Source organism: Sorangium sp. So ce426 (assembly GCF_051475585.1).
In the GTDB taxonomy this organism is placed as follows: Bacteria; Myxococcota_A; Polyangia; order Polyangiales; family Polyangiaceae; genus Sorangium; species Sorangium cellulosum_B.
Window position 1 is genome coordinate 5,806,775 of the sequence record NZ_CP150341.1, and the last position, 25,429, is coordinate 5,832,203.

The window sequence follows — 25,429 nt, forward strand, 5'->3', positions numbered from 1 at the left end:
ATGGGGCCGGAGGAGACCCTACCTTGCGCCTCGGGATCGATTTCGGAACCACACGGACCGTGGTCGCGTGCTGCGATCGCGGAAACTACCCTGTCGTCAGCTTCCAGGACGCGGCGGGGGACACCGTGGATTTCTACCCCTCCGTGGCCGCCGAGCGGCGGGGGGAGCTCCGGTTCGGCTTCGACGCCCTCGCGGTCGCCTCGGACCCCGAGTGGACCGTGCTCCGGTCGTTCAAGCGCGTGCTCTCCGGCCCGCGCGCGTCGCCCGACGTCGAGGTCGAGATCGGCGGGACGAAGCTCAGGGTGCTCGATCTCCTGACCCTCTTCCTCGGGTCGCTCCGCGACGCCGTCCTGAACCGGTCGAACGGGCCCAAGAAGGACGACGACGGGCGCCTCATCTCGGTCGTGGCGACCCCGGCGAACGCGCACGGGTCGCAGCGGTTCGTGACGCTCGACGCCTTCCGCCGCGCCGGCTTCGAGGTCATCGCGCTCCTGAACGAGCCGTCGGCCGCCGGCTTCGAGTACACGCACCGCCACCGCAGCACCATCACGTCGAAGCGCGAGCACATCGTCGTCTACGACCTCGGCGGCGGGACGTTCGACGCGTCGCTGGTCCACATGACCGGGCGCAGCCACGACGCCGTGACGACCGCGGGCCTGAACCACCTCGGCGGCGACGACTTCGACGCCGCGCTGGCCTCGATGGCGCTCGACGCGGGCAAGATCGAGAAGATCGAGCGTGAGGGGCTGCCGGCGCGCGCGCTCGCGGCGCTCGTGGACCAGTGCCGCGAGGCGAAGGAGCGGCTCAACCCGAACTCCCGGCGCATCGTGATCGACCTGGAGGCGTGCCTCGGCGACCTCTCGCCCGCCAGCGAGGTGACGATCGCGACCGCCGACTACTACGACCGGTGCGTGCCCCTCGTGGAGTCGACCATCACGGCGATGCAGCCGGTGATCGCGCGCCTCGACGCCGGCGCGGGCGAGGCGCTCGCCGACATCGCGGGGATCTACGTCGTCGGCGGCGCGAGCTCGCTGCCCATCGTCGCGCGGACGCTGCGCGAGCGCTTCGGGCGCCGCGTCCATCGCTCCCCCTACCCCTCGGCGGCCATCGCGATCGGCCTGGCCATCGCCGTCGACGAGGACGCGGGCTTCGAGCTCTCCGACCGGCTCTCGCGCCACTTCGGGGTGTTCCGGGAGGGCAGCGGCGGGGACGAGGTGGTCTTCGACCCGATCTTCGACCGGGAGGCGCGCATCCCGTCGAGCCACGAGGCGCCGGTGGTCTCGCGGCGGGTGTACCGGGCGGCGCACAACGTCGGCCGCTACCGGTTCGTCGAGTGCGCCGCGCTCGACCGGCTCGGCGTGCCGCACGGCGACATCACGGCCTTCAACGAGATCGTATTCCCCTTCGACAGGCGGCTCCGCGACCGCGCCGCCGAGCTCGGCGGGGTGACCGTCGAGCGGATGGGCAGCGAGGGGCCGCTGATCGAGGAGCAGTACGCGATCACCTCACACGGGATCGTCGAGGTGACGATCACGGACGTGGAGGCGGGGTACCGGCGCGTCTACCAGGTCGGGGCGTGAGGGCATAGGCGATGCCCGAATCGAGCGTGGACCGCACGAGGAGCCCGCCCAGATCCGCCCCGAGCTCGACGAGCGTCCGCGCGATGGCGGGCTGGATCCCCGTCAGGAGCACCTGCGCGCCGAGCAGGCTCACCGCGCGCGCCGTCCGCACCAGCGCGCTCGCGACCTGGGTGTCGATGGTCGGCACGCCCGTGACGTCGAGGATCACCATCGAGGCCTGGTGGGCGACGATGCCTGCCAGCAGGATCTCGAGCACCTGCTGGGCCCGCGGCGCGTCGATGTTGCCGATGAGCGGCATCACCACCACGCCGGGCGCGATCGGCAGCAGCGGCGTGGAGAGGGCGCGCAGCCTGGCCTCCTGCAGGTGGATGATCTCGTCCTGAAGCCGCTGAGCCTCGGCCTCGGCCGCTCGGCTCTCGGTGACCTCCACGGAGATCCCGCACACAGCATGCAGCCTGCCTCGTGAATCCCGCAGCGGGAACCTCGTTGTCACGAAGGCATGGACGCGGCCATCGAGCAGGAGCTGCTCCTCCTTGACGAGCGGCGCCTCCGTCGCGATGACCTGCCGGTCCAACTGCGCGAACGCCTCGGCGAGCTCCGAGGGCATGACATCGGGATCGGCGCGCCCGAGCACCGCGTCGCGGGAGAGGCCCATGAGCCGCTCGAAGTGCCTGTTGACGAGCGCGTAGCGGCCGTTCAGATCCTTGACGTAGACGGCGCTGGGCGCGTGCTCCACGATTGCGGTGACGAATGCCGCGCTGTCCTGGTACGCCTGCTGGGCGCGCATCCTGTCGGTCACGTCGAGGTTGATCCCGATCACGTAGCGCGCGCCGCCCACGTCGGCCGCCGACATCCTGGTCTCGGTCCAGACGGTGCGGTCCTCGGTGCGCTCGAGGCCGGCGTCGGCCGTGTTGTACGCGGTCGGCGCCATGATCACGCCTCCGCCGCTCCGGATCACCTGATCGAAGTGGGCAGTGTATCCGCCCGCCAAGGCGACAGGGTCCTCGTACATATTGTGCTTGCCGACCATGGCCTCCTTCGACGGAACGGCCAGTATCTCGCGGTTCCGTCGGTTGATGTCCACGAGTGCGCCGTCGGCGCCGTAGAGCGCCGACGGGACCGGCAGGTGCTCGAAGACGCCCTGGTACAGCGCCGCCTGCGCCTCCGCGGCCTGGGCGCGCTGCTCCAGCGCCTTGACCTCGCAGCGGAGCCGCTCCAGCTCAGCCTGCAGTCCCTCGATGTCCGTGCCTCCCGGGGTCATCGGCTCTACCTTTTCAGCTCGCGAGTGGCCATCGCGCCCAGGTCGTAGACATTCATTATTACACGCTGGACAGTTACATGTTCCGTCCAGCATTGCCAAGCCGATTTGCTGAGCTTGGCTTTCAGCGATTGAGCGCGTGGTGGCGCCCACACCTGCGCGGGACCTGCGCTATGGGTCGCGTCAGGCCGCGTGGGGTCGCCGCGTTGATGAGCGGGGAAGCGGAGTGCGCGCTACGGGACGATCCGGCGCAGCGCCTCGACCAGGATCGGCAGGGTCGCCAGCGCACCGAGCGTGGTCACGACCGCGGTGGCCGCGGCGAACTGGCCATCGCAGCCGTACCGCGCGGCGACGATCACGGACACCATGGACGTCGGCATGGCGGACTGCAGCACCGCCACCTCGGAAGAGGGCCGCTTCAGGCCGAGCGCGACCGCGGCGCCGAGCGCGACAGCGGGCGACAGGAGCAGCTTCACGGCGGCGACGGCCGCGAGCGGGCGCACGCGGCCGCGGAGCGAACCGAGGTCGAGGCTGAGGCCCAGCGCGAGGAACACGAGCGTCGGGGTCGCGCTCCCGAGCGCGCCGAGCGCGTGCTCCAGCCACACAGGCAGCGGGATCGGCGCCGCGTGGAGCGTGAGGCCGACGGCGATCGACAGCACGTTGGGGTGCAGGAGCACCGCGAGCAGGCCCCGCCCATCCCCGCCGCCGCCCCCGCCCATGCGCGCGGCGAGCGCGACGCCGAAGGTCCACAGGAGGAACGCGGTGACGATGCTGTCGACGAGGATCGCCGTCCCCGCCGCGCCGCCCGCGTCGCCGTAGAGGGCCAGCACGACGGGCACGCCGAGGAAGCCGGTGTTGGAGAAGCTGCCGACGAGGCCGGCGGCGCCCTGCGCGGCGCGCGGGAGCCCGAGCGCCCGCGCCACCGCGACCCCCGCGAGGGCGGACGCGAAGAGCGCGACCGTCGACGCGGCGACCGCGCCCCACGCGCCGTGGCCGATGCCCGAGCGGCGGAGCACGGTGACGATCAGCGCGGGCGTGGTGACGTCGATGACCAGCCGGTGCAGCACGGCGGCGTCCGCCTGGCCGGCCCGGCCCAGCGCGCGCAGCAGCACGCCGACCCCGAGCACCGCGAAGAGGGCCAGGAGCTGCGAGATCAGGTCGCCCGACGGCACGGGCCCGCTTTTAGCTCGGCGGCGGGCGGCGTCCAGCGCTCTCGCCGGTCATGCGGCCGGCCGGCAGCGGGGTGGGGAGGCAGCGGGGTGGGAGATCGAGACAGCGCCAGGAGCGCCGAGGAACGTTGCGTCCCGGCGCTCCCGCGCTTCTTCAGGGGGTCAGGGCACGAGGTCCTGCACGGCCTGCACCACCGCCTGGGCGTTCATGCCCAGCCGGTCCATCACGATGTCGCCAGGGGCGCTCGTGCCGAAGCGGTCGATGCCGAGGGCGATCCCCTTGGAGCCGACCCACCGGTGCCAGCCGAAGGTGACGCCCGCCTCGATGGACACGCGCCGCGTGCACGCGGCGGGCAGCACGGCCTCGCGGTAGGCGTGATCCTGGCGCGCGAACCGCTCCACGCAGGGCATCGAGACGACGCGGACGCCGGGCCCGATGCGCTTCGCGGCCTCGACGGCGTGCTGCACCTCGCTGCCCGTCGCGATCAGGATGGTCTCGAGCGCCGCCGTCTCCTTGACAAGGACGTAGGCGCCGCGCCGGACGCCCTCGCGCTTGGCGGCGGCGTCGCCCGGAAGCAGCGGGACGGCCTGGCGCGTGAGCGCGAGGACCGTCGGGCCGTCGCTGCGCTCCAGCGCGGAGATCCAGGCGCCGGCCGTCTCCTCGGCGTCCGCCGGCCGGATGACGTCCAGATCGACGATGACGCGCAGCCCGGCGACGGTCTCGACGGGCTGGTGCGTCGGCCCGTCCTCGCCCACGCCCACCGAGTCGTGCGTGAAGATGTAGATGACCGGCAGGTGCGACAGCGCGGCCAGGCGGACGCTCGGCCGCAGGTAGTCCGCGAACACGAGGAACGTCGCGCCGCTCGGCCGAAGGCCGCCGTGGTACGCGATGCCGTTCATGATCGCGCCCATGCCGTGCTCGCGGATGCCGGCGCGGATGTTCCGGCCGCCGGGGTGCTCCGGATCGAAGTCGGTGCTCGACGCGATGTAGTTGAACGTCGAGCCGTAGAGGTCGGCGCTCGACCCGATGAGCGCGGGCACCGCCTCGGCGACCGCCTGCAGCACGGTCTCGCCGGCCTTGCGCGTGGCGACCTTGGTGCCGGCGGCGAAGGCGGGGACGCGCGCGTCGAGGTCCGCGGGGAGCTTCTTCGCGAGGCCGTCGTCGAGCTGGCGGGCGAGCTCCGGGTTCTTCGCGCGCCAGGCCTGGAAGGTCGCCTCCCACGCCCCCCGCACCTTGGCGAGCTCTTCCTTGCGCGTCGCGAAGAACTGCTTCACCTCCTCGCTGACGTAGAAGTGCTCCGCGGGCAGCCCCAGGTTCTTGCGGGCCTGATCCACGAACTTGGCGCCGCCCTCGCCGTGCGCCTTCTGCGTGCCGGCGACCTCCGGGATCCCCTTGCCGATGAGGGTGTGGGCGACGACGAACTTCGGCTTTCCGCTCTTCGACGCCCGCGCCTCGGCGAGCACCCGGTGGACGGCCGCCAGATCGTTGCCCTGCTCGATGTGGAGCACCTCGAAGCCGTAGGCCTCGAAGCGCTTGGCCGTGTCCTCGCTCTGGGTCTTGATCGCCATCGCGTCGAGGGTGACGTCGTTGGCGTCGTAGATGAGGATCAGGTTGTCGAGCTTGAAGTGCCCCGCGAAGGAGGCCGCCTCGGCGGCCACGCCCTCCTGGAGGCAGCCGTCGCCGGCGAGGCAGTAGACGTTGAGATCGAAGATCGTGTGCTCGGGCGTGTTGTAACGCGCGGCGAGCATCTTGGCGGCCACCGCGTGCCCGACGGCGTTGCCCACGCCCTGGCCGAGCGGGCCCGTCGTCGCCTCGACGCCCTCGGTGTAATGGTACTCCGGGTGGCCGGGCGTCTTCGACTCCCACTGCCGGAAGCGGCGGACGTCGTCGAGGGACACCGGATAGCCCGAGAGGTGCAGCCAGGCGTAGAGGAACATGCTGCCGTGACCGGCGGACAGGACGAAGCGATCGCGGTTCAACCAGTGCGGTTCGCTCGGATCGTGGCGGAGGATGTCGCCGTAGAGCGCGGCGCCGATCTCGGCGGCCCCTAGCGGTAGGCCGAGGTGACCGGATGAGCAGGCGTGGACGGCATCCATGGCGAGGCCGCGGGCGATCGAGGCCGCGGCGGCGAGCTTGGCGAAATCAGGCATGGCGCGCACTCTAACCTACTTCGTCGCGAAGCGCGCCCCTTCGCGAGGCCCCCCACCCCGCCGCCCGGCGCCTGGACCGCGCCGAGCGCGCCTCGGCGCTCGCGTGACTGTCCAGGCGCTCGTGAGGCGCGCGGGGCCGCGGAGCGGAGATCGGGTCGAGCCGGTCATCAATCCCCCCTCGGCGAACGTCGCTCCAGCTGGCGCTCACGGAGCCCCGGCCGCTGGTCGTGCTTTCACCCCCACCTGGGCCGTCGTCGGGGTCGCCCAGCCTGGACCGAGCCGCCGCGGAGCACGCCCGACGCCGGCGCGCTCGCGTGCGTCAGGGGGCGGAGACCGCGACGAAGCCGTCCTTGCCCGCGGCGGTGAGCGGGCCGGCGCCGAAGTCGGCTGTACCCGTGAAGTCGCCGACGAGCGCGATGCGGTCGGCGCGATAGGTCGTCAAGCCTCGTATCGTGGCGGGCGTGCCCGTGAACGTGCGGCGCCAGAGCTCCGCGCCGGAAGCATCGAGCTTGACGAGGGACTGCGCTCCCAGGACGAGGATGTTGCCGGCGGAGTCCGTGACCACGGCGTCGCTCGGAGCCTCTCGGTGCCAGAGATAGTCGCCGAGCGGGCTCAGCTTCAGCACGAAGTGTGTTCCGGCGGGGACTGGCCCACCGCCGAGATCCAGATTTCCTAGGCTGCGGCCCACGACCACGACATTATCTTCGGGGTCGACGGCGACGTCCTTTGCCACTCCTCCGTCATCCGAGAAGTTCGGCGCCGACGGTCCGGACAGGAGCTTTCGCCAGAGCGTGGTGCCCGCAGGGTCTCGCTTCTCGACATGGAAATAGTAGGCGCAGGGGCATAACCCTGGGCCCTCGGTGTGCCCCATGGCCAAGAGGACGTTGCCGGCGCTGTCCATGGCGATCCCGCCCGGGCTGTCGAACGACCGATGGGAGAAGCCCCACATGTACTCGCCCGCCGCATCGTAGGTTCTCACGCTCATGCCGGTGTCGACGGAGCTCGGGTAGACGAACAGCGCAGCGGAGGTGCCCCCGGCGCCTGCCGCGATGTCTCGCAGGTTGATCGAGCTCGCGGTGCTCCCGGTGATGTATCCGTGGCTGAAGAGGTGGTTCCCGTCCGGATCGAGCTTGACGAAGAAGACGGCGCTCGGCGAGAAGTCATAGGCCCAGGGGAGCGGGCCGCTTCCGAAGTCCACAGGCGGCGGCCCGTCGAAGGTGGCGCCGCCATAGGTCCCGCCGAGGAGGATGTTGCCGCTCGCGTCGAGCGCGATCTTGGTTCCGGCTTCCCCGTACGGACTGCTGCCGAATCGTCTGCTCCATATCGCATGGCCTGCCGGGTCGAGCTTGAGCACGAACACGTCCGCGGATCCTGCGCTCACGAGCGGCCCCGCCCCGAAATCGACCGTCCCCACGAACGCGCCCGTCACATAGAGGTTGCCCGCGGCGTCCGTCGCGACGCCGTAGGCGGCGTCAGCGCCGGCGCCGCCCAGCGCGGCGGACCAAAGCGGCGGAAGCGAGCATTGCCCCGTACCATCGCAGTCCTCGTCGGCCTCCGAGGCGCAGTCTTCAGCTGACGGCGTGATCTCGCCGGTGCACGGGCCATGGCCAGATCCGTCTGGTAGGCAGGTCTGAACACCGGCGGTGCAGAGCCCCACGCCTTGCGTCCCCGGTAGCCCCGAATAGCAGCTCAGGTGCGACCCCGGCTCGCAAACCGCTGTGCCGCCACCGCCGCCGCCGGTCGCCGGCTCTCCCCCCGCGCCTCCCTGCCCGCCGCCGCCGGTCGCCGGCTCTCCCCCCGCGCCTCCCTGCCCGCCGCCGCCGGTCGCCGGCTCTCCTCCCGCGCCTCCCTGCCCGCCGCCGCCGGTCGCCGGCTCTCCCCCCGCGCCTCCCTGCCCGCCGCCGCCGGTCGCCGGCTCTCCCCCCGCGCCTCCCTGGCCGCCGCCGGTCGCCGGCTCTCCCCCCGCGCCTCCCTGGCCGCCGCCGGTCGTGCAGCCGAGGGTCAGCGCCATCCCGAGCATCGCAGCCCCTCTTAGCCCCTGCCACACCCGAGCATCTCCGTGCCTCACGTGCTCCACCTTTCCGATCCGCGTATTGACGACGGGTTCCCGAGCGCTTCCCTGGTTCTGGACGCGAGAGGAGCGCGGGCCACGAGGCGCTAGATGCGCCGGCGCGTGCGCACATTCATCTCGCGAGAAGCCCGATGGAGCGTGAGAGCCGAAAAAAGCGGAGGCCTCCTCGCGGAGGAAAGCAAGTGAGGCGAGCCGACATGGGACCTCGGAACGAGGCGAAAACCGCCCATCTCATGCGTACTCATGCGTACGTCGATGGAATGGATGACCCGTGTGGCTCAGCCTACCCTCTCCACCGCACCCTACAACCCTCTCCGCTTCCGCCTACAAAGGGTATGTTAAGGCTGAACAGCCCGTGGTACGAACGGAAGAAGAGAAGACGGAATGTTTCCTGTGATGGGGCCGCCGGCTCACAGTGTACGCATTTGCTCGCTCGCCGTCCGTTGGGGCACGCCGACCGGGCGCACGAGGCTCGCGCGATCGCGCTGAGCCGGCAGAGACCCATGCAAGAACAAGAAACGCCGCTCTCTGGCCTCGTCCTCATCGTGGACGATAGCGCGGACAACCTGACCGTGCTGTCGCACGCGCTCATGTCGGATGGCCTGGAGGTCGCTGTCGCGCGCGACGGGGAGGAGGCGATCGAGCTGGTCAGCCGGGCCCAGCCGGACCTCGTCTTGCTCGACGCGCTGATGCCCGGCCTCAGCGGGTTCGAGACGTGCCGGCGGCTCAAGGCCGATCCGGCGACGCAGGGCATCCCCGTCATCTTCATGACGGCGCTCGCTGAAGCGAGGTTCAGGCTCCAGGGCTTCCGCGTGGGCGCCGTCGACTATGTGACAAAGCCGTTCGAGAAGACCGAGCTCCTGGCGCGGGTGCACACCCAGATCTCGCTCCGGCGCGCAACGCGGGCTCTCGAGGAGCGCAATACGAGGCTCTCGGAGGAGATCCGGGAGCGCGCCAAGGCGGAGGAGGCGCTGGCGCAGGCCGTGCAGATGCTGCGCGACACGAACGAGCGGCTCTCGCAGCAGCTGACGCAGAGCGAGCGCGCCGAGGCGGCCAGGGCGGCGCTGCAAGAGCAGATCATCGCGGCCCAGCGGGAGCGGCTCCTCGAGCTGTCCGCTCCGCTCATCCCGATGATCGATGGCGTCCTCGTGATGCCCCTCATCGGCGCGGTGGACGTCGAGCGCGCCGGACAGGCGGTCGAGACAGCGCTGCGCGGGGCGAGCGAGCGCAGGGCGGACTATCTCATCATTGACATCACCGGCGTGAAAGCAGTAGATGAGACGGTTGCGCGCATGCTCGTGCAAGCCGCGATGGGGCTCTCGCTGCTCGGCACGCAAACGGTCGTCACGGGCATCCGCGCAGAGGTAGCGCAAACGCTCGTGGCGCTCGATCTGCAGCTCGAACAGCTCGTGACGAAGGCCACCCTGCAGTCGGGCGTGGAGCACGCGCTGCGGACACGCGACCGCCGCCAGCGCAAGCCCGAGCGCTGAAGTACCGGAGAATTCCGTTGTTCGCCCGGCGTCTCCGCCGGCCCCGAAGAGGAGCTGAACCGGGATGGATCTGAGAGACTACGTTGTGGGGGAGGTGATGCACGAAGGGGCCGAGACCCGCGTGTGCCGCGCGGTCCATCGTCCCTCCGGCGACAGGGTGGTGCTCAAGCTCCCCGTGGCGGCCGCGCCGAGCGCGCGCGTGACGGGGCGCATCCTGCATGAGCATCACATCCTGACACAGCTGAGCGAGGTGTCAGGGGTGGCGCGGGCGCGGGAGCTCCTGCCGCGGGGCGGCACGGTCGCGCTGGTGATCGAGGACCCCGGCTTCCGGTCGCTGGATCTAGAGCTCGCCGAGCGCGGGCGCCTGCCGGTGGAAGCGGGGCTGAGGCTGGGAGCGCTCCTCGCTCGAGCCCTCGAGGCCGTGCACGCGGCCGGCATAACACACAAGGATATCAAACCCCAGAACGTGCTGGTCGACGCGGCGTACGCGCAGGTCAAGCTGCTCGACTTCGGCATCGCCTCGTCGCTGCCGCTGGAGGCGACGGCGGCGAGCATCCCCGAAGGGCTCGAGGGGACACTGGCGTACATGTCGCCCGAGCAGACGGGCCGCACGGCGCGAGCGCTCGATCCCCGCACCGATCTGTACTCGCTCGGAGTGACGCTCTTCGAGGCGCTCTCGGGGCGGCTGCCGTTCACCGAGCGCGACCCGCTCTCGCTGGTGCACGCGCACCTGGCCAAGGAGCCGCCGTCCCTCGACGAGGTCGCCCCCGACGTGCCTCCGGGCCTCGCGGCGATCGTGACCAGGCTCCTCGCGAAGAACCCTGACCGGCGGTATCAGACGGCCAAGGGGGCAGCGGAGGACCTGGAGCGAGCGCTGCGCATGTGGCGAGCGGGCGGCGCGGTGGAGCGCTTCACGCTCGGGGACAAGGATTTCTCGCAGAGGCTGCGGCTGCCGGACGTCCTCGTCGGGCGGGAGCACGAGCGCGATCTCCTGGGCGCGGCCTTCGCCCGCGCCGCCGGGGGCGCGGCGGAGCTCGTGCTCATCGGCGGCCCGTCCGGCATCGGCAAGACGGCGCTCGTGCGCACCGTCTACCAGGACATCGCGCGCGCGGGGCGCGGGCTCCTGATCTCGGGCAAGCACGACCAGCTCGCGCGGTCGACGCCCTACGCGGCCATGGCGCAGGCGTTCGGGGCGCTGATGCAGCAGTGGCTGGCGAGCCCGAGGCCGGCGCTCACGGCGTGGCAGGAGCGAATCAGGGCCGACGTGGGGGACAACGCCCGGCTCATCGCCGACGTGGTGCCGGAGCTCGACCTCATCATGGGCAAGCTCGCGCCGGTGCCGCCGGTGCACGGCGAGCAGGTGCTCGCACGCCAGAGGCTGACCTGGCTGAGCTTCGTGCGGGCGGTCACGACGCCGAACGCGCCGCTCGTGATGTTCCTCGACGACATGCAGTGGGCCGACAGCGCCACGCTGGAGATCCTGAGGACGCTGCTGACCGACGCAGAGCGGAGAGAGCTGCTCGTGATCGCGGCGTACCGCGACAACGAGGCGCCCCCCGAGCACCCGCTGTGGAGGCTCGTGGCGTCGGTCGAGGAGAGCGGGGCGAGGGTGTCGAGGATGTCGGTGCGCCCCCTGTCGGCGGAGCACGTGCAGGCATGGGCAGCCCGGGCGCTGAACAGCGAGGCGGCGCGGGTGGAGCCGCTCTCGCGCATCCTGGGGCAAAAAACGCGAGGAAACCCGTTCTTCATGGAGCAGCTGCTGCTGTCCTTGCACCGGCAGGGCAAGGTGGCGCGGGACCCGGAAAGCGGCGCGTGGCGCTGGGGCCAGAAGGAGATCGAGCAGGCGCAGGTGACCGACAACGTCGTCGCCCTCCTGACGGACAAGCTGCTCGAGATGCCTGAAGCGACACAGCAGCTCCTGGGGCTCGCGGCGTGCGCGGGGCACGCCTTCCACCTCCACGACCTGGAGCGGCTCAGCGGATGGGAGCGCGCCCGGGTGACCGGCGCGCTCTGGCCCGCCCTGCGGGAGGAGCTGGTGGTGCCGGCCGATGGAGCCTACCGGACCGCGCAGGCGCTGGGAGAGGCCGGGACCGGAACCGGGACTGGAGAAGGAGCGCTCGACGCTGACTACCGCTTCTTGCACGACCGCGTGCAGCAGGCGAGCTACGAGCGGGCCCCGCCGGCGCAGCGCGTCCTAGCGCACCTGGAGATCGGCCGGCGGCTGTGGGCGCGGCATCGGGCGAAGGGGGGCACACCGCAAGAGCTCCTGGAGCTGGTGCGGCACCTCAACCTGGGCTCGGCGCGGATGGACTCCGCAGGTGAGCGCGAGGCGCTGGCGCGGCTGAACCTCGAGGCCGCGCGCGCCGCGAAGGCGGCGAGCTCGTACCGGCTCCTCCTGAGCCTCGCCGAGACCGCGCAGGGCTTGCTGGGCGATGACGCCTGGCGCAAGGACGCGCCGCTGTGCGCGGAGCTCGCGCTCGAGCAGATCGAGGGGGCCTTTCTGCTGCGGGAGTTCGACGACGTCGAGGCGCGGTGCGCGCGGCTGCTCGCCAGGCCGCTGCCGGCGCTCACGAGGCTCTCGGCGCACGAGATGCGCGTCCGCAGCGCCCAGGCGGCGGGCCAGTTCGCGCGAGGGGTCGAGCTCGGGCTCGCCGCGCTCACGGAGCAGGACATCGCATTTCCGGGCGCGGACGAGGCGCGCCGCGCCGCGCTCCTCGAGGAGTCCGCCGAGCTGGATCGATGGTTCGAGCGCGACCCGGACGCGTTCGAGCGGATGCCCCTCGATCCCTCCCCGGAGCAGGTGCTCATCGATGCGCTGACGATGCACCTCATGGTGTGCGCGGCGATCGGCGGTGCGCCGGTGCTGTCCGGGCTCGTGATCGCCCGCGCCGTGCTGAGGGTGCGAGAGCGGCGCGCGCTCACGCCGGTCTCTCCCTTCATCATCGTTTGCTTCGCGAACGTCTGGTCGCTCACCACAGGCATGTATCGTCGCGCCGCGTGCTGGGTCGGCCCTGGCGTGCGCGCAGCCGAGCGCGTCGCGTCGCCCTTTCTGGCAGAGTGTCTGTCCTTCCAGGGGCAGTACACGGCCTACGCCCGCCCCGCGGATGAAATGGGGCCCATCTTCGAGCGAACCTGCGCGACCGGCCTGAAGGTCGGCTCGTTCCAGGGGGCGAGCTGGGGGCTGGAAGGCGACCTGTTCTACTACCGCGTGTGGCGCGGCCAGCCGCTCGGGCAGCTCGAGGCGCACCGGGCGGCGCGCTGGGGGTTGATGCAGCGCGCGGGGACCGCGCTCGGGACGCACTATTTCGAGGCGATCGCGTCGTGGTGCGACCTCCTGACGACCGCCGGCGGCGCGGGGAGGCTCCTGTCGGACGAGCCGCTCTCACGGGGCTCGCGCTCCCTCCTGGCTGACGGAGACGGGATGGCAGCCGAGCTGGCGCGCATCCTCGAGGCGCACCTGTTCCTCGTCGCCGGCGCGTACCCGATGGCCCTCTCGCGGGCGCGGGAGGCCGAGCAGCTCCGCGTGTCCATCTTCGGCTTTCCCCCGGTCACGGACATACCGCTCTGGCTCGCGCTCGCGGCCGCGAGGTGCTGGCCGGAGGTCGCGGACGCGGCGGAGCGGGCCGGGCTCCGCGACGACATCGAGCAAGGCCTCGCGCGGCTGAGGTACTTCGCCGAGGGGAGCGCGGACAATTTCCTCCACAAGCTGCGCCTGCTCGAGGCCGAGCACGCCCGCGTGCAGGGCAAGACCGACGAGGCCATGGCCAGGTACGACGAGGCCATCGAGCTCGCGCGGGAGCAGCGGTTCTTTCACATCGAAGCCCTGGCGGCGCAGCTCTGCGCCGAGTTTCACCTCGAGGCGGGCAGGAGCCGTATCGCCGCGCTGTACCTGCGCGAGGCCAGGGACGCTTATGTTCGCTGGGAAGCGCACGCCGTGGTGGCCCACCTGGAGGCGAGATGGCCGGCCCTGCTCCGTGCGCCTGCCCAGCCCGCGACGGCGGAGCGCCGCCGCACGACGGGCGTCGCCACGCTGACCACCACGGGGGTCACCGGCGGCGCGCAGCTCGACGTGAACACCGCGGTGCGCGCGGCGCAGGCGCTGTCGAGCGAGCTCGATCCGGAGCGGGTCGTCGGGCGTCTGATGGAGCTCGTGCTGGAGAGCGCCGGGGCGCAGCGCGGCGTCCTGCTGCTGGGCGAAGGCGAAGAGCTCTCGGTCGTGGCGCGGCTCTCGGTGGAGGGAGGCCGCATCGAGACGGGCCTGTCCGAGCCGCTCTCGCAGAGCAGCGAGGTGGCGAGGACGGTGGCGCACTACGTGGCGCGCACGAACGAGCCGGTCGTGGTGGACGACGCCAGGTCGGACGCGCGCTTCGCGGCCGATCCGCACCTGGCCTCGCGCTCCGTGCTCTCGCTCCTCTCGCTCCCCTTGTCGCATCGAGGGCGCCTCGTGGGCGTGCTCTACCTCGAGCATCGCGAGGTGCCCGCGGCGTTCCCCGAGCGGCGGGTGGAGCTCCTGTCGGTGCTCGCCGCGCAGGCCGCCATCGCCGTGGAGAACGCCCTCCTCTACCGGGACCTGGAGGCCAAGATCAAGGAGCGCACCGCCGAGCTCCGCGTCGCCAAGGAGGCCGCGGAGCGCGCCAGCCAGGCCAAGAGCGACTTTCTCTCCAGCATGAGCCACGAGCTGCGGACGCCGCTCAACGGGATCATGGGTCATGCCCAGATCCTGGAGAGGACGCCCGACGTCCCGCCGGCGTGGCGGGAGGGCCTGCGGGTCATCCAGAAGTCGAGCGAGCACCTGCTCTCGCTCATCAATGACCTGCTGCACCTGGCCAAGATCGAGGCGGGCAAGATGGACTCCGTCCTGACGGAGTTCCGGTTGCCTGCGCTCGTGCGGACGGTGGTCGACCTGTGCCGGGTGCGCGCCGAAGCGAAGGGGATCACGTTCTCCCATGAGCTGCGCGGCCCTGCGCTGGAGGCCGTCCGCGCCGACGAGAAGCGGCTGATGCAGGTGCTCTTGAACCTCCTCGGCAATGCCATCAAGTTCACCGAGCGAGGAGGCGTGTCCCTCCATGTCGAGGTGCTGGAGGAGACCGTCCCCGCAGGGCGGATGGTGCGGTTCCGGATCGAGGATACGGGTCCTGGGATCGCCCCGGAGCACCTGTCCCGCATCTTCGAGCCCTTCGAGCAGGTGGGGGAGCTGCGCGCGAAGAGCGAGGGCACAGGGCTTGGCCTCGCCATCACGAGGAAGCTCGTGCAACAGATGGGTGGTGCGATCGAGGTGCAGAGCGAGATCGGCGAGGGCAGCGTCTTCACCGTGACGCTCCCGCTCGCCGAGGCGCAGCTCGCGGCGAGCCCAGGCGACGCCAGGGGGTGGGACACGATCGTCGGCTATCCGGGGGAGCGCCGCACGATACTCATCGTGGACGACAATTCCGACAATCGCGCGGTGGTGCGCGGGCTCCTCGGCCCGCTCGGCTTCGAGCTGCGCGAGGCGGACGGCGGTGAGGCGGCGCTGCGCATGGCGGCGCAGCGCGCGCCGGCGCTCATCCTGCTGGACGTGTACATGAAGGACATGGACGGCTACGAGACCGCGCGTCGCCTCAGGCGCATGCCCGAGCTCCGGCAAGTCGTCCTCCTGGCTTCGTCGGCGAGCGTGTCCGAGGCCGAGCGGCAGCAGTGCGCCAGCGCCGGCTGCGATGACTTCTTGCCCAAGCCGATCGTGGCGAGCGCGCTCCTGGACAAGATATCGCGGTTGCTGGGCATCGAGTGGCTTCGCCGCGAGGAAGCCCCCGCCCGGGATGCGCCGGCAAAGGAGCCCGGAGGCGGCGGGCACCTCGCGCCGCCTCCGACCGAACAGCTGGCGATCCTGTCGGCGCTCGCGAAGAAGGGGCTCGTCCACAAGATCGTGGAGGAGGCGGAGCGGATGGCGCAGCACGATCCGCGGCTCAGACCTTGGATCGAGCAGCTCACGACGCTGGCACGCAGCTACCAGACCCGGAAGCTGCGGGACTTCGTCGGCGCGTACGACCCAGTCGGCGCGGGCGGCGCCGACGGCCGCGCGGATCCGCAGGAATCGATGTAGCGAGTCCCCTCGGTCGGGGGACGATGCCCAGGGTGGGAGGGAGAGAGCCTCCAGGTCGCCCTGACCTTGGGTCCGGTCGCCAACCTGGGTCGGGTCGCCCTCAGCCTGCTGAGCGAGCCTCTGGAAGGGTGGTGAGCGCAGCCGGCGTGCTCGGCGCGACGCTGCGGTACCGATCGTGCCCAGGCGCCCTGTACAGCAGCACGCCGTCCTGGAGCCGCCCACCGGGCCGGATGAGCGGCAGGAGCCCCGCCCCCTGCTCTTCACCGCGGAGCACGTCGAGCTGCCACGCGGGCTCGACGCCTGCGGCCACGCGCGCCAGCCATGCCCGTCGGGCGTACCGCCGCGCCGCGCCGAGCGCGGCCAGCCCAAGCCCGAGGACGGCAAGGCGCGACGGCGACACCGCCACGGGTACCCCCTGTCGGGCGAGCTCCGCGCACGCTCCCCCGAGGAAGAGCCACACGCCCACGGTCGTGAGCACCCGATCGGGGCCGTCGTGCGAAGGATCCAGCCGCGCGCGCACGGCGCTCACGACGACGACGGCGTACGAGGCCCCGAAGACGAAGCCGAGCGGCCCCCCGAAGATGCTGCCGAACAGGGAGCCCCCAACGAACTCCCAGAGGGCGCTGCCCATATCTCCGTGCCTGATGACGCCCATGCCCGCGAGCGACAGGCCGGCGTTGAGCGCACCAGCGAGCGCGCCGCCCCAGACGCACCGCAGCGACGCGACTCGGGCGGTCGTCGCGCGCAGCGCGAAGCGGACCAGGATCAAGCTGAGCAACGCCGTCGAGAGGGCCACCACCGCGACGGCCCCCGGCTGGACCTCGATCTTGTGGCGCGCTGTCGGGATCCCCTGGACCGCGGGCAGCGCCGCCGCCGCCGCGAGTGCGACGACCGCGGCGAGCACGATCCTGTCGGGCGTCAGCCAGAGGGGCGGGGACCAGGGAACGGGGGGCGTCGGGCGGTTCATGCGGCCTCCAGGGGCGCCGAGGACGCCCGGCGAGGGCGGCGGGGGCGCGCTCCTGCTCTGACCCGCCATCCAGACTCAGCCATGGAGCGCCTCGGGAGAGACTGCAACGTTTTTGAGGAGGCCCTCGGTGACGCCGCATCCCCACCTCGCCGACCGTCATCGCACCGTCGACGCGGGCGTTACCCCGACCTGGGGCCGGGTCGCCCGTTCGAGCAGCCGCTCCACCGTCGCGATCTGCAGGTCGCGCGTCTGGGCCGTGAGCGAATAGAGCATCGCCTCGCGGAAGAGGCGCTGCGCGGCGTGGTCGAGGAGGTTGGCGCTGCCGCCGGTCGCGGCGACCGCCGCGTGCGCGGCCCTGACGCCCAGATCGATGCACCAGGCCCGAACGCGGACCGCGTGCTCTGCATGGCCCTCCGCCTCCGGCCGGTCCGCCCATGCATCGACCTCGGCGCGGGCGGCCTGCCTCTCGTCCTCGAACGCCCGCGCGGCGCCCGCCAGGCGCGCGCTGCCGCGGCGCTCCGCCAGGTCCGCGAGCAGGGCCGCGGCGGCGCCGGCCGCGCCCAGGGAGAGCACCGAGGGCGTGAGCAGGCCCGCCACGTCGCGGGCGGCCTGCTGCTCGCGCGTCAGGATGGCGATCACCTGCTCGGGCCCGACGCGCAGATCGCGCAGCGTCAGCGACACCGTGGCCGAGGCGTTCATCGCGCTCAGGCGGAGCGTCGGCGATACCTCGATGGAATCCCCCGCCTCCAGCGACGTCAGGACGTACACCAGGCGGCCGTCGGGGAGCGCGCCGGCGATGACCGCATCGTCGGCGATCCCATGGCCGGTCAACCAGGGCACGGCGCCCTCGAAGCGAAACCGGCCGCCGTCGGGCTCGACCCTGACCATCGGCGGGCCCGGGCGGCGGACGTGCGAGAAGCCCACGGTGCAAAAGCGCTCTCCCGAGGCGAAACGAGGCAGGACGCGCTCCTTGAGCGCCTCGTTGTCGCCGCGCGCGATGAGCGGGCACGCGGCGGCGTGCTGCATGTGGACGAACGCCGTCACACCGCAGGCGCCCGCGAGGATCTCCAGGACCTCGCGCGCGACCTGCGGCGGGGCGCCGTGGCCGCCGTAGCATGCGGGCGTCGCGATCCCGAGGAGACCTGCGTCCGCGAGCGCGCGGATGTGCTCTCGGGGAACCGCCGCGGCCTGATCCGTGGCGTTGGCCGAAGGGGCGAGCACGAGCGCCGCGAGCCGGCGGGCGCGCTCGATCAGCGCGGTGGAGCCGGCGGTGGCGGGCGGCGTGGGCGATCCGGGGGACATGCGAAGGGAGTGTAGGCCGCGGCGGCGACGCGACCCAGCGCCCCGACCCAGCGGGGCGCCGGCGGCGCCGCGCGCCTCCATATGCTGGAGGCTGCAGCCCCGAACCATGGTTCCGGTCGCTCCAGTATACCCGAAGCTCGGCGACGAGCCTTGTGCACCCACGCGATAAAATGGTCCCAGCTGCACGCTTCGAGCGATGAACACGAGCCAATGGCGGCGCGCAGATCTTCGATCGATGTGTCGGCAAATGGTTGAAGTCAACGCATAAGACAGCAAATTTACAACAACACTTCCTGAGCGTAGCTGTCTCCGATTTCTGTGGATACATGATAGCTCGAGTGGAGTACTTTCCACGTATGCTCCGCAGGCAACAGACAATGCAGCTCCGATGCGACGCGGCGGCTCGCCGCGCAACGCGCGCACTGGCTTCCTACGTGGGAGCCGCCGCGCTCCATGAACGCGGGCGGCAACGGCACGGTGCGTGGTGCGCCGCGCTCGCCCTCGCGCTTGGCGCTGCGGCGTGCGGCAGCGACGACACCGATGCCTCGAGCGCCGGTGACGCGGGCGGCGGCGGCGCCACGAGCGGCGGCGGCGCCACGAGCGGCGGCGGCGCCACGAGCAGCAGCGGCGGAGGCGCGGGCACATCCAGCGGCGGCAACAGCACGAGCGGTCAGGGCAGCGGCTCGGCCTCGGCCGGGAGCGGTGGGAGCGGTGGCTCCGGCGGCAGCGCGAACGTCGACGAGCCGCCGAGCTGCGCGCCCGGCGGACCTGGGCTCTCGACGTGCGGCCCGGACGGCAACGAGAGCTGCTGCACGAGCCTGCTGGTCACGGGCGGCACGTTCTATCGAACGTACAGCAACAACGGCAGCGGAGCGACCAACACGAGGGATCCCGCGACGGTGAGCTCGTTTCGCCTGGACAAATACGAGATGACCGTGGGCCGCTTCCGGCAGTACGTCGATTACCTGGTCGCCGGCGGCTCCCCGCCCGCGGCGGGCAGCGGCAAACACACGCATTTGAACGATGGCCAGGGCGTGGCCGACAGCGCGAAGCGCGGAAGCTTCGAGTCCGGGTGGAACTCGAGCTGGGACAGGTACATTCCGACGGGCCCGGGCGCGGCAGCCACGTGGACCAAGAACCTGACCCCCACCGTGTACGGCACCTGGACGGCGAACGCCGGCGACAACGAGATGCTGCCGCTCACGTTCATGAACTGGTACGAGGCCCACGCCTTCTGCATCTGGGACGGCGGCTTTCTGCCGACCGAAGCCGAATGGAAATACGCGACCGCCGGTGGAGACGAGCAGCGCATGTACCCCTGGGGCTCGATGGATCCCGGCTCTGGCAACCAGTACGCGATCTACGATTGCTACTATCCGAGCGGCAGGCGAGGCGGTTGTACGGGCGTCGTGAATGTGCCGGACGTCGGGAGCACGCCGCTCGGCGTCGGGCGCTATGGACAGTGGGATCTCTCGGGCAGCGTGTGGGAGTGGAACCTCGACGTCTACGCGAACTACGTGAGCCCCTGCGAGGACTGCGCGAACCTCACCGGCGCCACGAACCGGGTGCTGCCGGGCGGCGGCTTTCACACGGGGTTGATGCCTTACCTCCTGTCGTCGAATCGCTCGGCGGTCTCCTACGATCCGGCGAACTATCGCGGCGACTACGGCGTCGGCGTGCGCTGCGCGCGCACGCCGTAGCGCCGAGCCGTCGCCGAGGGCGGCCATCGTGCGACCGGACGCGAGCGAGCTGAGCTCGAGCGCGCGGTGCGCGGTGCCATCACGCGCCGGCGTGCGGCAGCGACGGACGCTGCGCTGGCCGAGCAGGACGAACACGAGGCACCCTGTGGCGGGGACGCCACAGAAGGGTGGATTTCGAAACGATCACCTGCCGGGATCCGCAAGCTGTCGAGCGGCTACGCGGACACGGCGAGGTGCGCCGCGGACCTTGCTGCGAGGTGGATCCTCCGGCAGGCTTCCGACATGACGTCCCTCGCCTTCGCGATGCCGGCGGAGATCGTCGACCCGAGCGTCGTCGCTCCGCCGGGCGATCTGTACAGCAACGAGCCGCCGATGGAGACCTACCAGCACCTCGTCCAGATGATCCTGCTGCTCGAGAGCCTGGAGCTCTTCTGGAAGGATCGGTCCGACTTCTTCGCCGCGGGGAACCTGACCATCTACTTCAGCCCCAGGCAGCTCAAGACCGAGCACTTCCGGGGCCCGGATTTCTTCGTCGTGCTCGGCACCGAGCGGAGGCCGCGCAAGAGCTGGGTCGTCTGGGAAGAAGACGGCCGGTACCCGAACGTGATCGTGGAGGTGCTCTCGGAGAGCACCGAGGGCGCCGATCGCGGCCTCAAGAAGCAGATTTACCAGGACGTCTTCCGGACGCCGGACTACTTCTGGTTCCATCCGGAGACGCTCGAGCTCTCGGGCTTCCACCTCGTCGACGGGCAGTACGAGCCGCTCTCCCCCGATGCTTCCGGACGCCTCTGGAGCGCTCAGCTCGAGCTCTTCCTTGGCGTCGAGGAGGGACAGCTCCGCTTCTTCACCCCCGAGGGAGAGCTCGTGCCTGCTGGCAAGGAGCTCGCGAAACGGGCCGAGTCCGCCGAGCAGCGCGCCGAGTCCGCCGAGCAGCGCGCCGAGTCCGCCGAGCAGCGCGCCGAGTCCGCCGAGCAGCAGGCGATGCGGCTGGCAGCGAGGCTCCGGGAGCTCGGCGTCGATCCCGACACGCTGAAGTAGCGATCGGCGCCCGCGCTCCTCTCGCTCCTCCTGTGAAGCGCATGATGAAGCTCTATTTCAGCCCTGGCGCCTGCTCGCTCTCTCCGCACATCGCGCTGCGCGAGGCCGGCCTCCAGTTCGAGCTCGAGCAGGTCCACCTCGGCACGAAGAAGACCCGGTCGGGCGCCGACTTCACCTTGATCAACCCCAAGGGCTACGTGCCCGCGCTCGAGATCGAGGGCGGCGAGGTGCTCACCGAGGGGCCGGTGATCGTCCAGTACATCGCCGATCGGAGGCCCGAGTCCGGGCTCGCGCCCCCGGCCGGCACCCTGGACCGCTACCGGCTGCAGGAGTGGCTGAGCTTCATCAGCACCGAGCTGCACAAGCAGTTCTCGCCGCTCTTCAAGCCGCGGGCGCCGGACGAGCAGAAGAACGCGGCGAGGACGCTGCTCGGCCGGCGCTTCGCCCACGTGGCGCACCACCTCGAGCGCACGACGTACCTCCTCGGCGAGCGGTTCACGGTGGCGGACGCGTACCTCTATACCGTGACGACGTGGACGAGGTTCGCGGGCGTCGATCTCGGCGGATGGCCCGTCCTCGGCCGCTACAGGGAGCGCGTGGGCGCCCGCCCTGCGGTGCAGGCCGCCGTCGAGGCCGAGCGGAGGCGATAGGCCTCCTTCGAGTCCCTGGGGTACACGCCTTGACACCACGATCACGCGCGGCTTTGCATGACGGCATGCTGCGGGCGATCGCCGAGGAGGTGTGGGCGTACGAGAGGGACTTCCGGCTGCCGTTCGGAGATCTGCCGGCGCGCGCGACCGTCGTGAGGCGGGCCGACGGCGGGATCGTCATCCACGCGCCGCTGGCGTTCGATGACCACACCGCCCGGGAGATCGACGCGCTCGGCGAGGTGCGCGCCCTCGTCGCCCCGAGCTGCCTCCACCACGTCTTCTTGAGGGCCGCGACCGAGCGCTGGCCGCGCGCGAGCGTGCTCGGGGCGCCCGGGCTCGAGAAGAAGCTGTCCGGCCTCCGCTTCACCCCGCTACCCCGATCCGGCGTGGCGCCGGAGATCGGCGACGATCTCGGCGTACGGCTCGTCGAGGGCGTGCCGTACATCGCGGAGCACGTGTTCCTGCACGCGCGGTCGCGGACGCTCATCGTGACGGATCTCCTGTTCAACGTGCATGAGGCCCGCAGCTTCGCCATGAAGGTCTTCCTCTGGGTGGGCGGCGTGTGGAGGAAGACCGCCCAGGACCACGTGTGGCGCGTGCTCATGAGGGACCGCGCCGCGGCGGCGCGCAGCGTCGCCGACGTCCTCGCGTGGGAGTTCGAGCGCGTCGTCGTCGCCCACGGCGACGTCATCGAAGGCGAGGCGAAGGACCGGACGCGCCGCGCGCTCGCGTGGATCGGCGCGGGGGCTGGCCGGCTCCTGCCGGCGAGATGAGGGCTCTCAGGCGGCCGCCTGCGCGCGGCGCAGCCCGATGACCTGCGCCTCCGCGAAGAGCGCGACGGCGAGCGCCTGCGCCGCGACGAACGCATGGCCGAGCGCCGTCGGCTCGAACCAGCCGAGCGCGAGGAGGAGCGCGCTGTCGACGACCCAGAGCGCGTTCGCGACGACCACGGCGACGACGGCCCCCCGCGCCGGACGCTCGCGCGTGCCGAGCCACGCGACGAGCGCCGCGAACGGGAGCAGGCTCGCGCCGGCCCATCGGAACAGCGCCTCGGGGAGGCCGGTCGGGCCGGCGAGGGGCGCCGCGGCCGCGAGCATGAGGAGGCCGGTAGCGCCGCTGATGACCGCGTCGGCGAGGAGGGCGCGGCGCAGGAAGCGAGGAGAGATCACGAACGACATGGTGGGCTCCTTTCGTTGCGGTCGGGGGCTCATCGCCCCTCGGTGGGCGGGACCGCTCGACATCGGACGCGCGTGGCGCGCCGGGTGTCCGCAGCGCCCCTGACGCCGCTCACCTTGGGGCGCCCTCGGCATGGGATCGATTACCTCCCAGGTAATGGGCGTCATTTTCCGGCGTGCTAGGGTCGACGCGCGATGACGAGCTCACACCCGCCGATCGGGGGTCTCCTGCGCGCGTGGCGTCAGCGCCGTCGAATGAGCCAGCTCGACCTCGCCTGCGAGGCCGACATCTCGACACGCCACCTGAGCTTCCTCGAGACCGGCCGCGCGCAGCCGAGCCGCGAGATGGTGATCCATCTGGCCGAGCGCCTCGATGTGCCGTTGCGCGATCGCAACCAGCTCCTCGTGGCGGCGGGGTACGCGCCGCTCTATCCGGAGCGCAGCCTCGGCGATCCGGCGCTCGCGGCGGCGCGCAGGGCGGTCGATCTGGTGCTCGCCGGCCACGAGCCCTATCCGGCGGTCGCCATCGATCGGCACTGGACCCTCGTCGCCGCGAACGGCGCGATCGGCCCATTGCTGGCTGGCGCCGACGCCGCCCTCCTCCAGCCCCCGATCAACGTGCTGCGCCTGAGCCTGCACCCAGGCGGCCTCGCGCCGCGCATCGAGAACTCACCCGAGTGGCGCGCGCACCTCCTCGCCCGCCTGCGCCGTCAGATCGACGTGAGCTCCGATCCCGCCCTCGTGACGCTCTACGAGGAGCTCATCCGCTATCCATCGCAGGAAGGATCGGGGCGCCCTGAGCCCGCCCGCGAGCCCGCCCCGGTCGCCGTCGCGGTGCCGCTCAGGCTCAGGACGGAGGGCGGTATCCTGAGCTTCCTCAGCACGACGATGGTCTTCGGCACGCCGATCGACGTCACCCTGTCCGAGCTCGCGGTCGAGTCGTTCTTCCCCGCCGACCAGGCGACCGCGGAGGCGCTGCGCGCGACGGCGCCTGCCCGTGCATCGCGATGAGCAGCGCCGGGAGCGCTACCGGTGCATCGCGATGTCGTTGCGGGGAAAAGGCTTGATGCGCCGGGTGTGCCGCCCGGTGGACGGGACGGTCTTGGTCCGCCCGGGGGATCGCGTGGGGCGCGCGGAGGGCTTCTTCTTCGTCGTCGACCGCGAGGCCTCGCTGGTGGGCGCGCTCTCGGGCTGCGCCGCAGCGGCCTGGACGGGCTCCTGGAGCTCCGGCGCGAGCAGCGGCCGGGGTGCCTCCACGACGCTGGCGAGGAGCGTCGACTCGGTCGAGCTCGCCAGCCCCGCGCGGGGGGCGACGGCGGCGAGCGCGGCGCTGTCGGCAGCGGGCGCGGCGAACCGGACGCCGAAGAACAGGCAGGCGCCGGCCAGCACGGCGCCGATCGCGGCGACCGCCGCGAGCCGCGCGGAGGGCCTCTTGCGCTTCTTTCGGCCCGACGCCGCGCCAAGGACCGCCGTCGTGCCATCGCCGCCGTCGTCCTCGCAGAGATCCGCCTCCACGACCGGTATCGACGGGGACGTCATGACAGGGTTGCGCCGGGTGACCACGCCGTCCTGCGAGCTCACGGGCGGCGCCTCGACCACGCTCTCCGCAGCCGCGTCCCCGGCCGCCGGAGCCGGCGTCTCGGTGCCCCACTTGCGCGACGAAAGCGCACGCTCCAGCGCCTCTGCCATCTCCTTCGCCGACCCGAAGCGCGCGCTCGGATCCTGCTGCAGGGCCCTCGCCATCCACTCGTCGACGGCGGCCGGCACGTCGATCCGGTGCGCGCTGGCGGGCGTGAACCGCCCCCTGTGCACGGCGAGCGTGAGCGCCGCGAGCGTCTCTCCGGAGAACGGGGTCCGCCCCGTCATCGCGTGGTAGGCGACGACGCCGAGCGACCAGAGATCCGCACGGAAATCGAGATCCCTCGGGCTGACGAGCTGCTCCGGGCTCATGTACAGCGGCGTCCCGACCACGTTCCCCGTCGAGGTGACCCGCAGGTCCCGGACCCGCTTGGCGATACCGAAGTCAAGCACCTTGACGAAGGTCTCCCCATCCACCTGGGTGAGGAACAGGTTGTCCGGCTTGATATCGCGGTGGACGATGCCGAGGCGGTGCGCCTGCCCGAGCGCCTTGGCCGTCTGCGCCACGATACGCGCCACCTCGCCGAGCGGCAGCCGGCCCTGGCGGCTGATACGGGTCCTCAGGTCGTCGCCGCGGAGGAGCTCCATCGCGATGTACGGCATGCCCTCCGCCGTCAAGCCGTGATCGAGGACCTGCGCGACGTGCGGGCTCGTGATCTGCGCCGCAGCGACCGCCTCTCGCCGGAACCGCTCGACGTAGCCCGGGTCATCCACGTACTCGGGCGACATGAACTTCACGGCGACCTGGGCCTTCAGCGGAAGCCGATCGGCAACCCAGATGCTCCCCATCCCGCCGCGCCGGAGGATGCGCACGAGCCTCAGCGAAGGCGTCACCATCTGTCCGGTGTGCAGGGGCATACCTCTGCTACTCCTTCTCGCACTCGCACAGGCCCGAGCCGGTGGTTCCGTCAGCTCCAGCCGAAGACTCGCCCGAATGGCGTAAATAGATCACTACGACGCCTTCAATACCTCTGCAAGAGAAACAAAGTGCTCTCCGCCACGTCGGTCGCGCCGGTTGCGTCAGTCACCTCTGCGCGCGTGTCGCGCACCCGCGCACATTGAAGCCAACCCGTCACTTACATCCCCCAGGAGCGCAGGGGCCACGGAGCACTCCTGTGAGGCACGGCCACGTGGACGGACATCCACCGTGCGCCGGTGTCG

At 71.5% G+C, this 25,429-nt stretch carries 16 protein-coding genes; 8 read left to right on the top strand and 8 right to left on the bottom strand.

Going from position 1 to position 25,429, the window contains the following annotated elements; all coding sequences use genetic code 11:
- Nucleotides 1–23 precede the first annotated feature (23 nt).
- Entirely contained in the window at nt 24–1,580 is a 1,557-nt protein-coding gene (locus WMF44_RS21615; protein ID WP_437300992.1) for an Hsp70 family protein, read from the top strand.
- Here the strand turns inward: WMF44_RS21615 and WMF44_RS21620 are convergent.
- The 4 genes from WMF44_RS21620 to WMF44_RS21635 all read right to left on the bottom strand — a co-directional run bounded on the left by WMF44_RS21620 (nt 1,531) and on the right by WMF44_RS21635 (nt 8,178).
- The gene (locus WMF44_RS21620; protein WP_437300993.1) at nt 1,531–2,841 is read right to left on the bottom strand and encodes a PAS domain-containing protein; all 1,311 of its coding nucleotides are present in this window, start codon (nt 2,839–2,841) and stop codon (nt 1,531–1,533) included. The two genes, WMF44_RS21615 and WMF44_RS21620, sit on opposite strands and share 50 nt — an antisense overlap.
- A 230-nt stretch (nt 2,842–3,071) precedes the next feature.
- Nucleotides 3,072–4,010 carry an AEC family transporter gene (locus tag WMF44_RS21625; protein ID WP_437300994.1) on the bottom strand — a complete coding sequence of 313 codons (939 nt, stop codon included), beginning with the start codon at nt 4,008–4,010 and terminating at the stop codon, nt 3,072–3,074.
- A gap of 159 nt (nt 4,011–4,169) precedes the next feature.
- Entirely contained in the window at nt 4,170–6,158 is a 1,989-nt protein-coding gene (gene tkt, locus WMF44_RS21630) for a transketolase (protein ID WP_437300995.1), read from the bottom strand.
- Nucleotides 6,159–6,477: 319 nt separating this feature from the next.
- Nucleotides 6,478–8,178, bottom strand: a complete 1,701-nt coding sequence (locus tag WMF44_RS21635) for a hypothetical protein (protein WP_437300996.1) — start codon at nt 8,176–8,178, stop codon at nt 6,478–6,480.
- Between the two features lie 554 nt (nt 8,179–8,732).
- Between WMF44_RS21635 and WMF44_RS21640 the strand changes: the two genes are divergently transcribed.
- The gene (locus WMF44_RS21640) at nt 8,733–9,719 is read left to right on the top strand and encodes a response regulator (RefSeq protein ID WP_437300997.1); all 987 of its coding nucleotides are present in this window, start codon (nt 8,733–8,735) and stop codon (nt 9,717–9,719) included.
- A 64-nt stretch (nt 9,720–9,783) separates the two neighbouring features.
- Nucleotides 9,784–15,798 carry an AAA family ATPase gene (locus WMF44_RS21645; protein WP_437300998.1) on the top strand — a complete coding sequence of 2,005 codons (6,015 nt, stop codon included), beginning with the start codon at nt 9,784–9,786 and terminating at the stop codon, nt 15,796–15,798.
- A gap of 100 nt (nt 15,799–15,898) precedes the next feature.
- Here WMF44_RS21645 and WMF44_RS21650 read toward each other — a convergent pair whose 3' ends face one another.
- Both WMF44_RS21650 and WMF44_RS21655 read right to left on the bottom strand, forming a co-directional pair.
- Nucleotides 15,899–16,765 (bottom strand): hypothetical protein, encoded by an 867-nt coding sequence (locus WMF44_RS21650; protein WP_437300999.1) that lies wholly within the window; start codon nt 16,763–16,765, stop codon nt 15,899–15,901.
- Nucleotides 16,766–16,921: 156 nt separating this feature from the next.
- Nucleotides 16,922–18,067 carry an acyl-CoA dehydrogenase family protein gene (locus WMF44_RS21655; protein WP_437301000.1) on the bottom strand — a complete coding sequence of 382 codons (1,146 nt, stop codon included), beginning with the start codon at nt 18,065–18,067 and terminating at the stop codon, nt 16,922–16,924.
- Between the two features lie 434 nt (nt 18,068–18,501).
- Between WMF44_RS21655 and WMF44_RS21660 the strand changes: the two genes are divergently transcribed.
- The 4 genes from WMF44_RS21660 to WMF44_RS21675 all read left to right on the top strand — a co-directional run bounded on the left by WMF44_RS21660 (nt 18,502) and on the right by WMF44_RS21675 (nt 22,228).
- Nucleotides 18,502–19,767: a formylglycine-generating enzyme family protein gene (locus WMF44_RS21660; protein ID WP_437301001.1), complete on the top strand. Its 1,266-nt coding sequence runs from the start codon at nt 18,502–18,504 to the stop codon at nt 19,765–19,767.
- 282 nt (nt 19,768–20,049) lie between these two features.
- The gene (locus WMF44_RS21665) at nt 20,050–20,805 is read left to right on the top strand and encodes a Uma2 family endonuclease (protein ID WP_437301002.1); all 756 of its coding nucleotides are present in this window, start codon (nt 20,050–20,052) and stop codon (nt 20,803–20,805) included.
- A gap of 44 nt (nt 20,806–20,849) precedes the next feature.
- The gene (gene gstA / locus WMF44_RS21670) at nt 20,850–21,455 is read left to right on the top strand and encodes a glutathione transferase GstA (RefSeq protein WP_437301591.1); all 606 of its coding nucleotides are present in this window, start codon (nt 20,850–20,852) and stop codon (nt 21,453–21,455) included.
- Nucleotides 21,456–21,520: 65 nt separating this feature from the next.
- Nucleotides 21,521–22,228, top strand: a complete 708-nt coding sequence (locus tag WMF44_RS21675; protein ID WP_437301003.1) for a DUF4336 domain-containing protein — start codon at nt 21,521–21,523, stop codon at nt 22,226–22,228.
- 6 nt (nt 22,229–22,234) lie between these two features.
- On the opposite strand, the gene WMF44_RS21680 is transcribed toward WMF44_RS21675, so the two are convergent.
- Nucleotides 22,235–22,633: a hypothetical protein gene (locus WMF44_RS21680; protein ID WP_437301004.1), complete on the bottom strand. Its 399-nt coding sequence runs from the start codon at nt 22,631–22,633 to the stop codon at nt 22,235–22,237.
- Between the two features lie 192 nt (nt 22,634–22,825).
- Between WMF44_RS21680 and WMF44_RS21685 the strand changes: the two genes are divergently transcribed.
- Complete coding sequence (locus tag WMF44_RS21685; protein WP_437301005.1) at nt 22,826–23,641, top strand: helix-turn-helix domain-containing protein; 816 nt, start codon at nt 22,826–22,828, stop codon at nt 23,639–23,641.
- A 15-nt stretch (nt 23,642–23,656) separates the two neighbouring features.
- Here WMF44_RS21685 and WMF44_RS21690 read toward each other — a convergent pair whose 3' ends face one another.
- Nucleotides 23,657–25,126, bottom strand: coding sequence for a serine/threonine-protein kinase (locus WMF44_RS21690; RefSeq protein WP_437301006.1), 1,470 nt, complete (start codon nt 25,124–25,126; stop codon nt 23,657–23,659).
- Between the last annotated feature and the right edge of the window lie 303 nt (nt 25,127–25,429).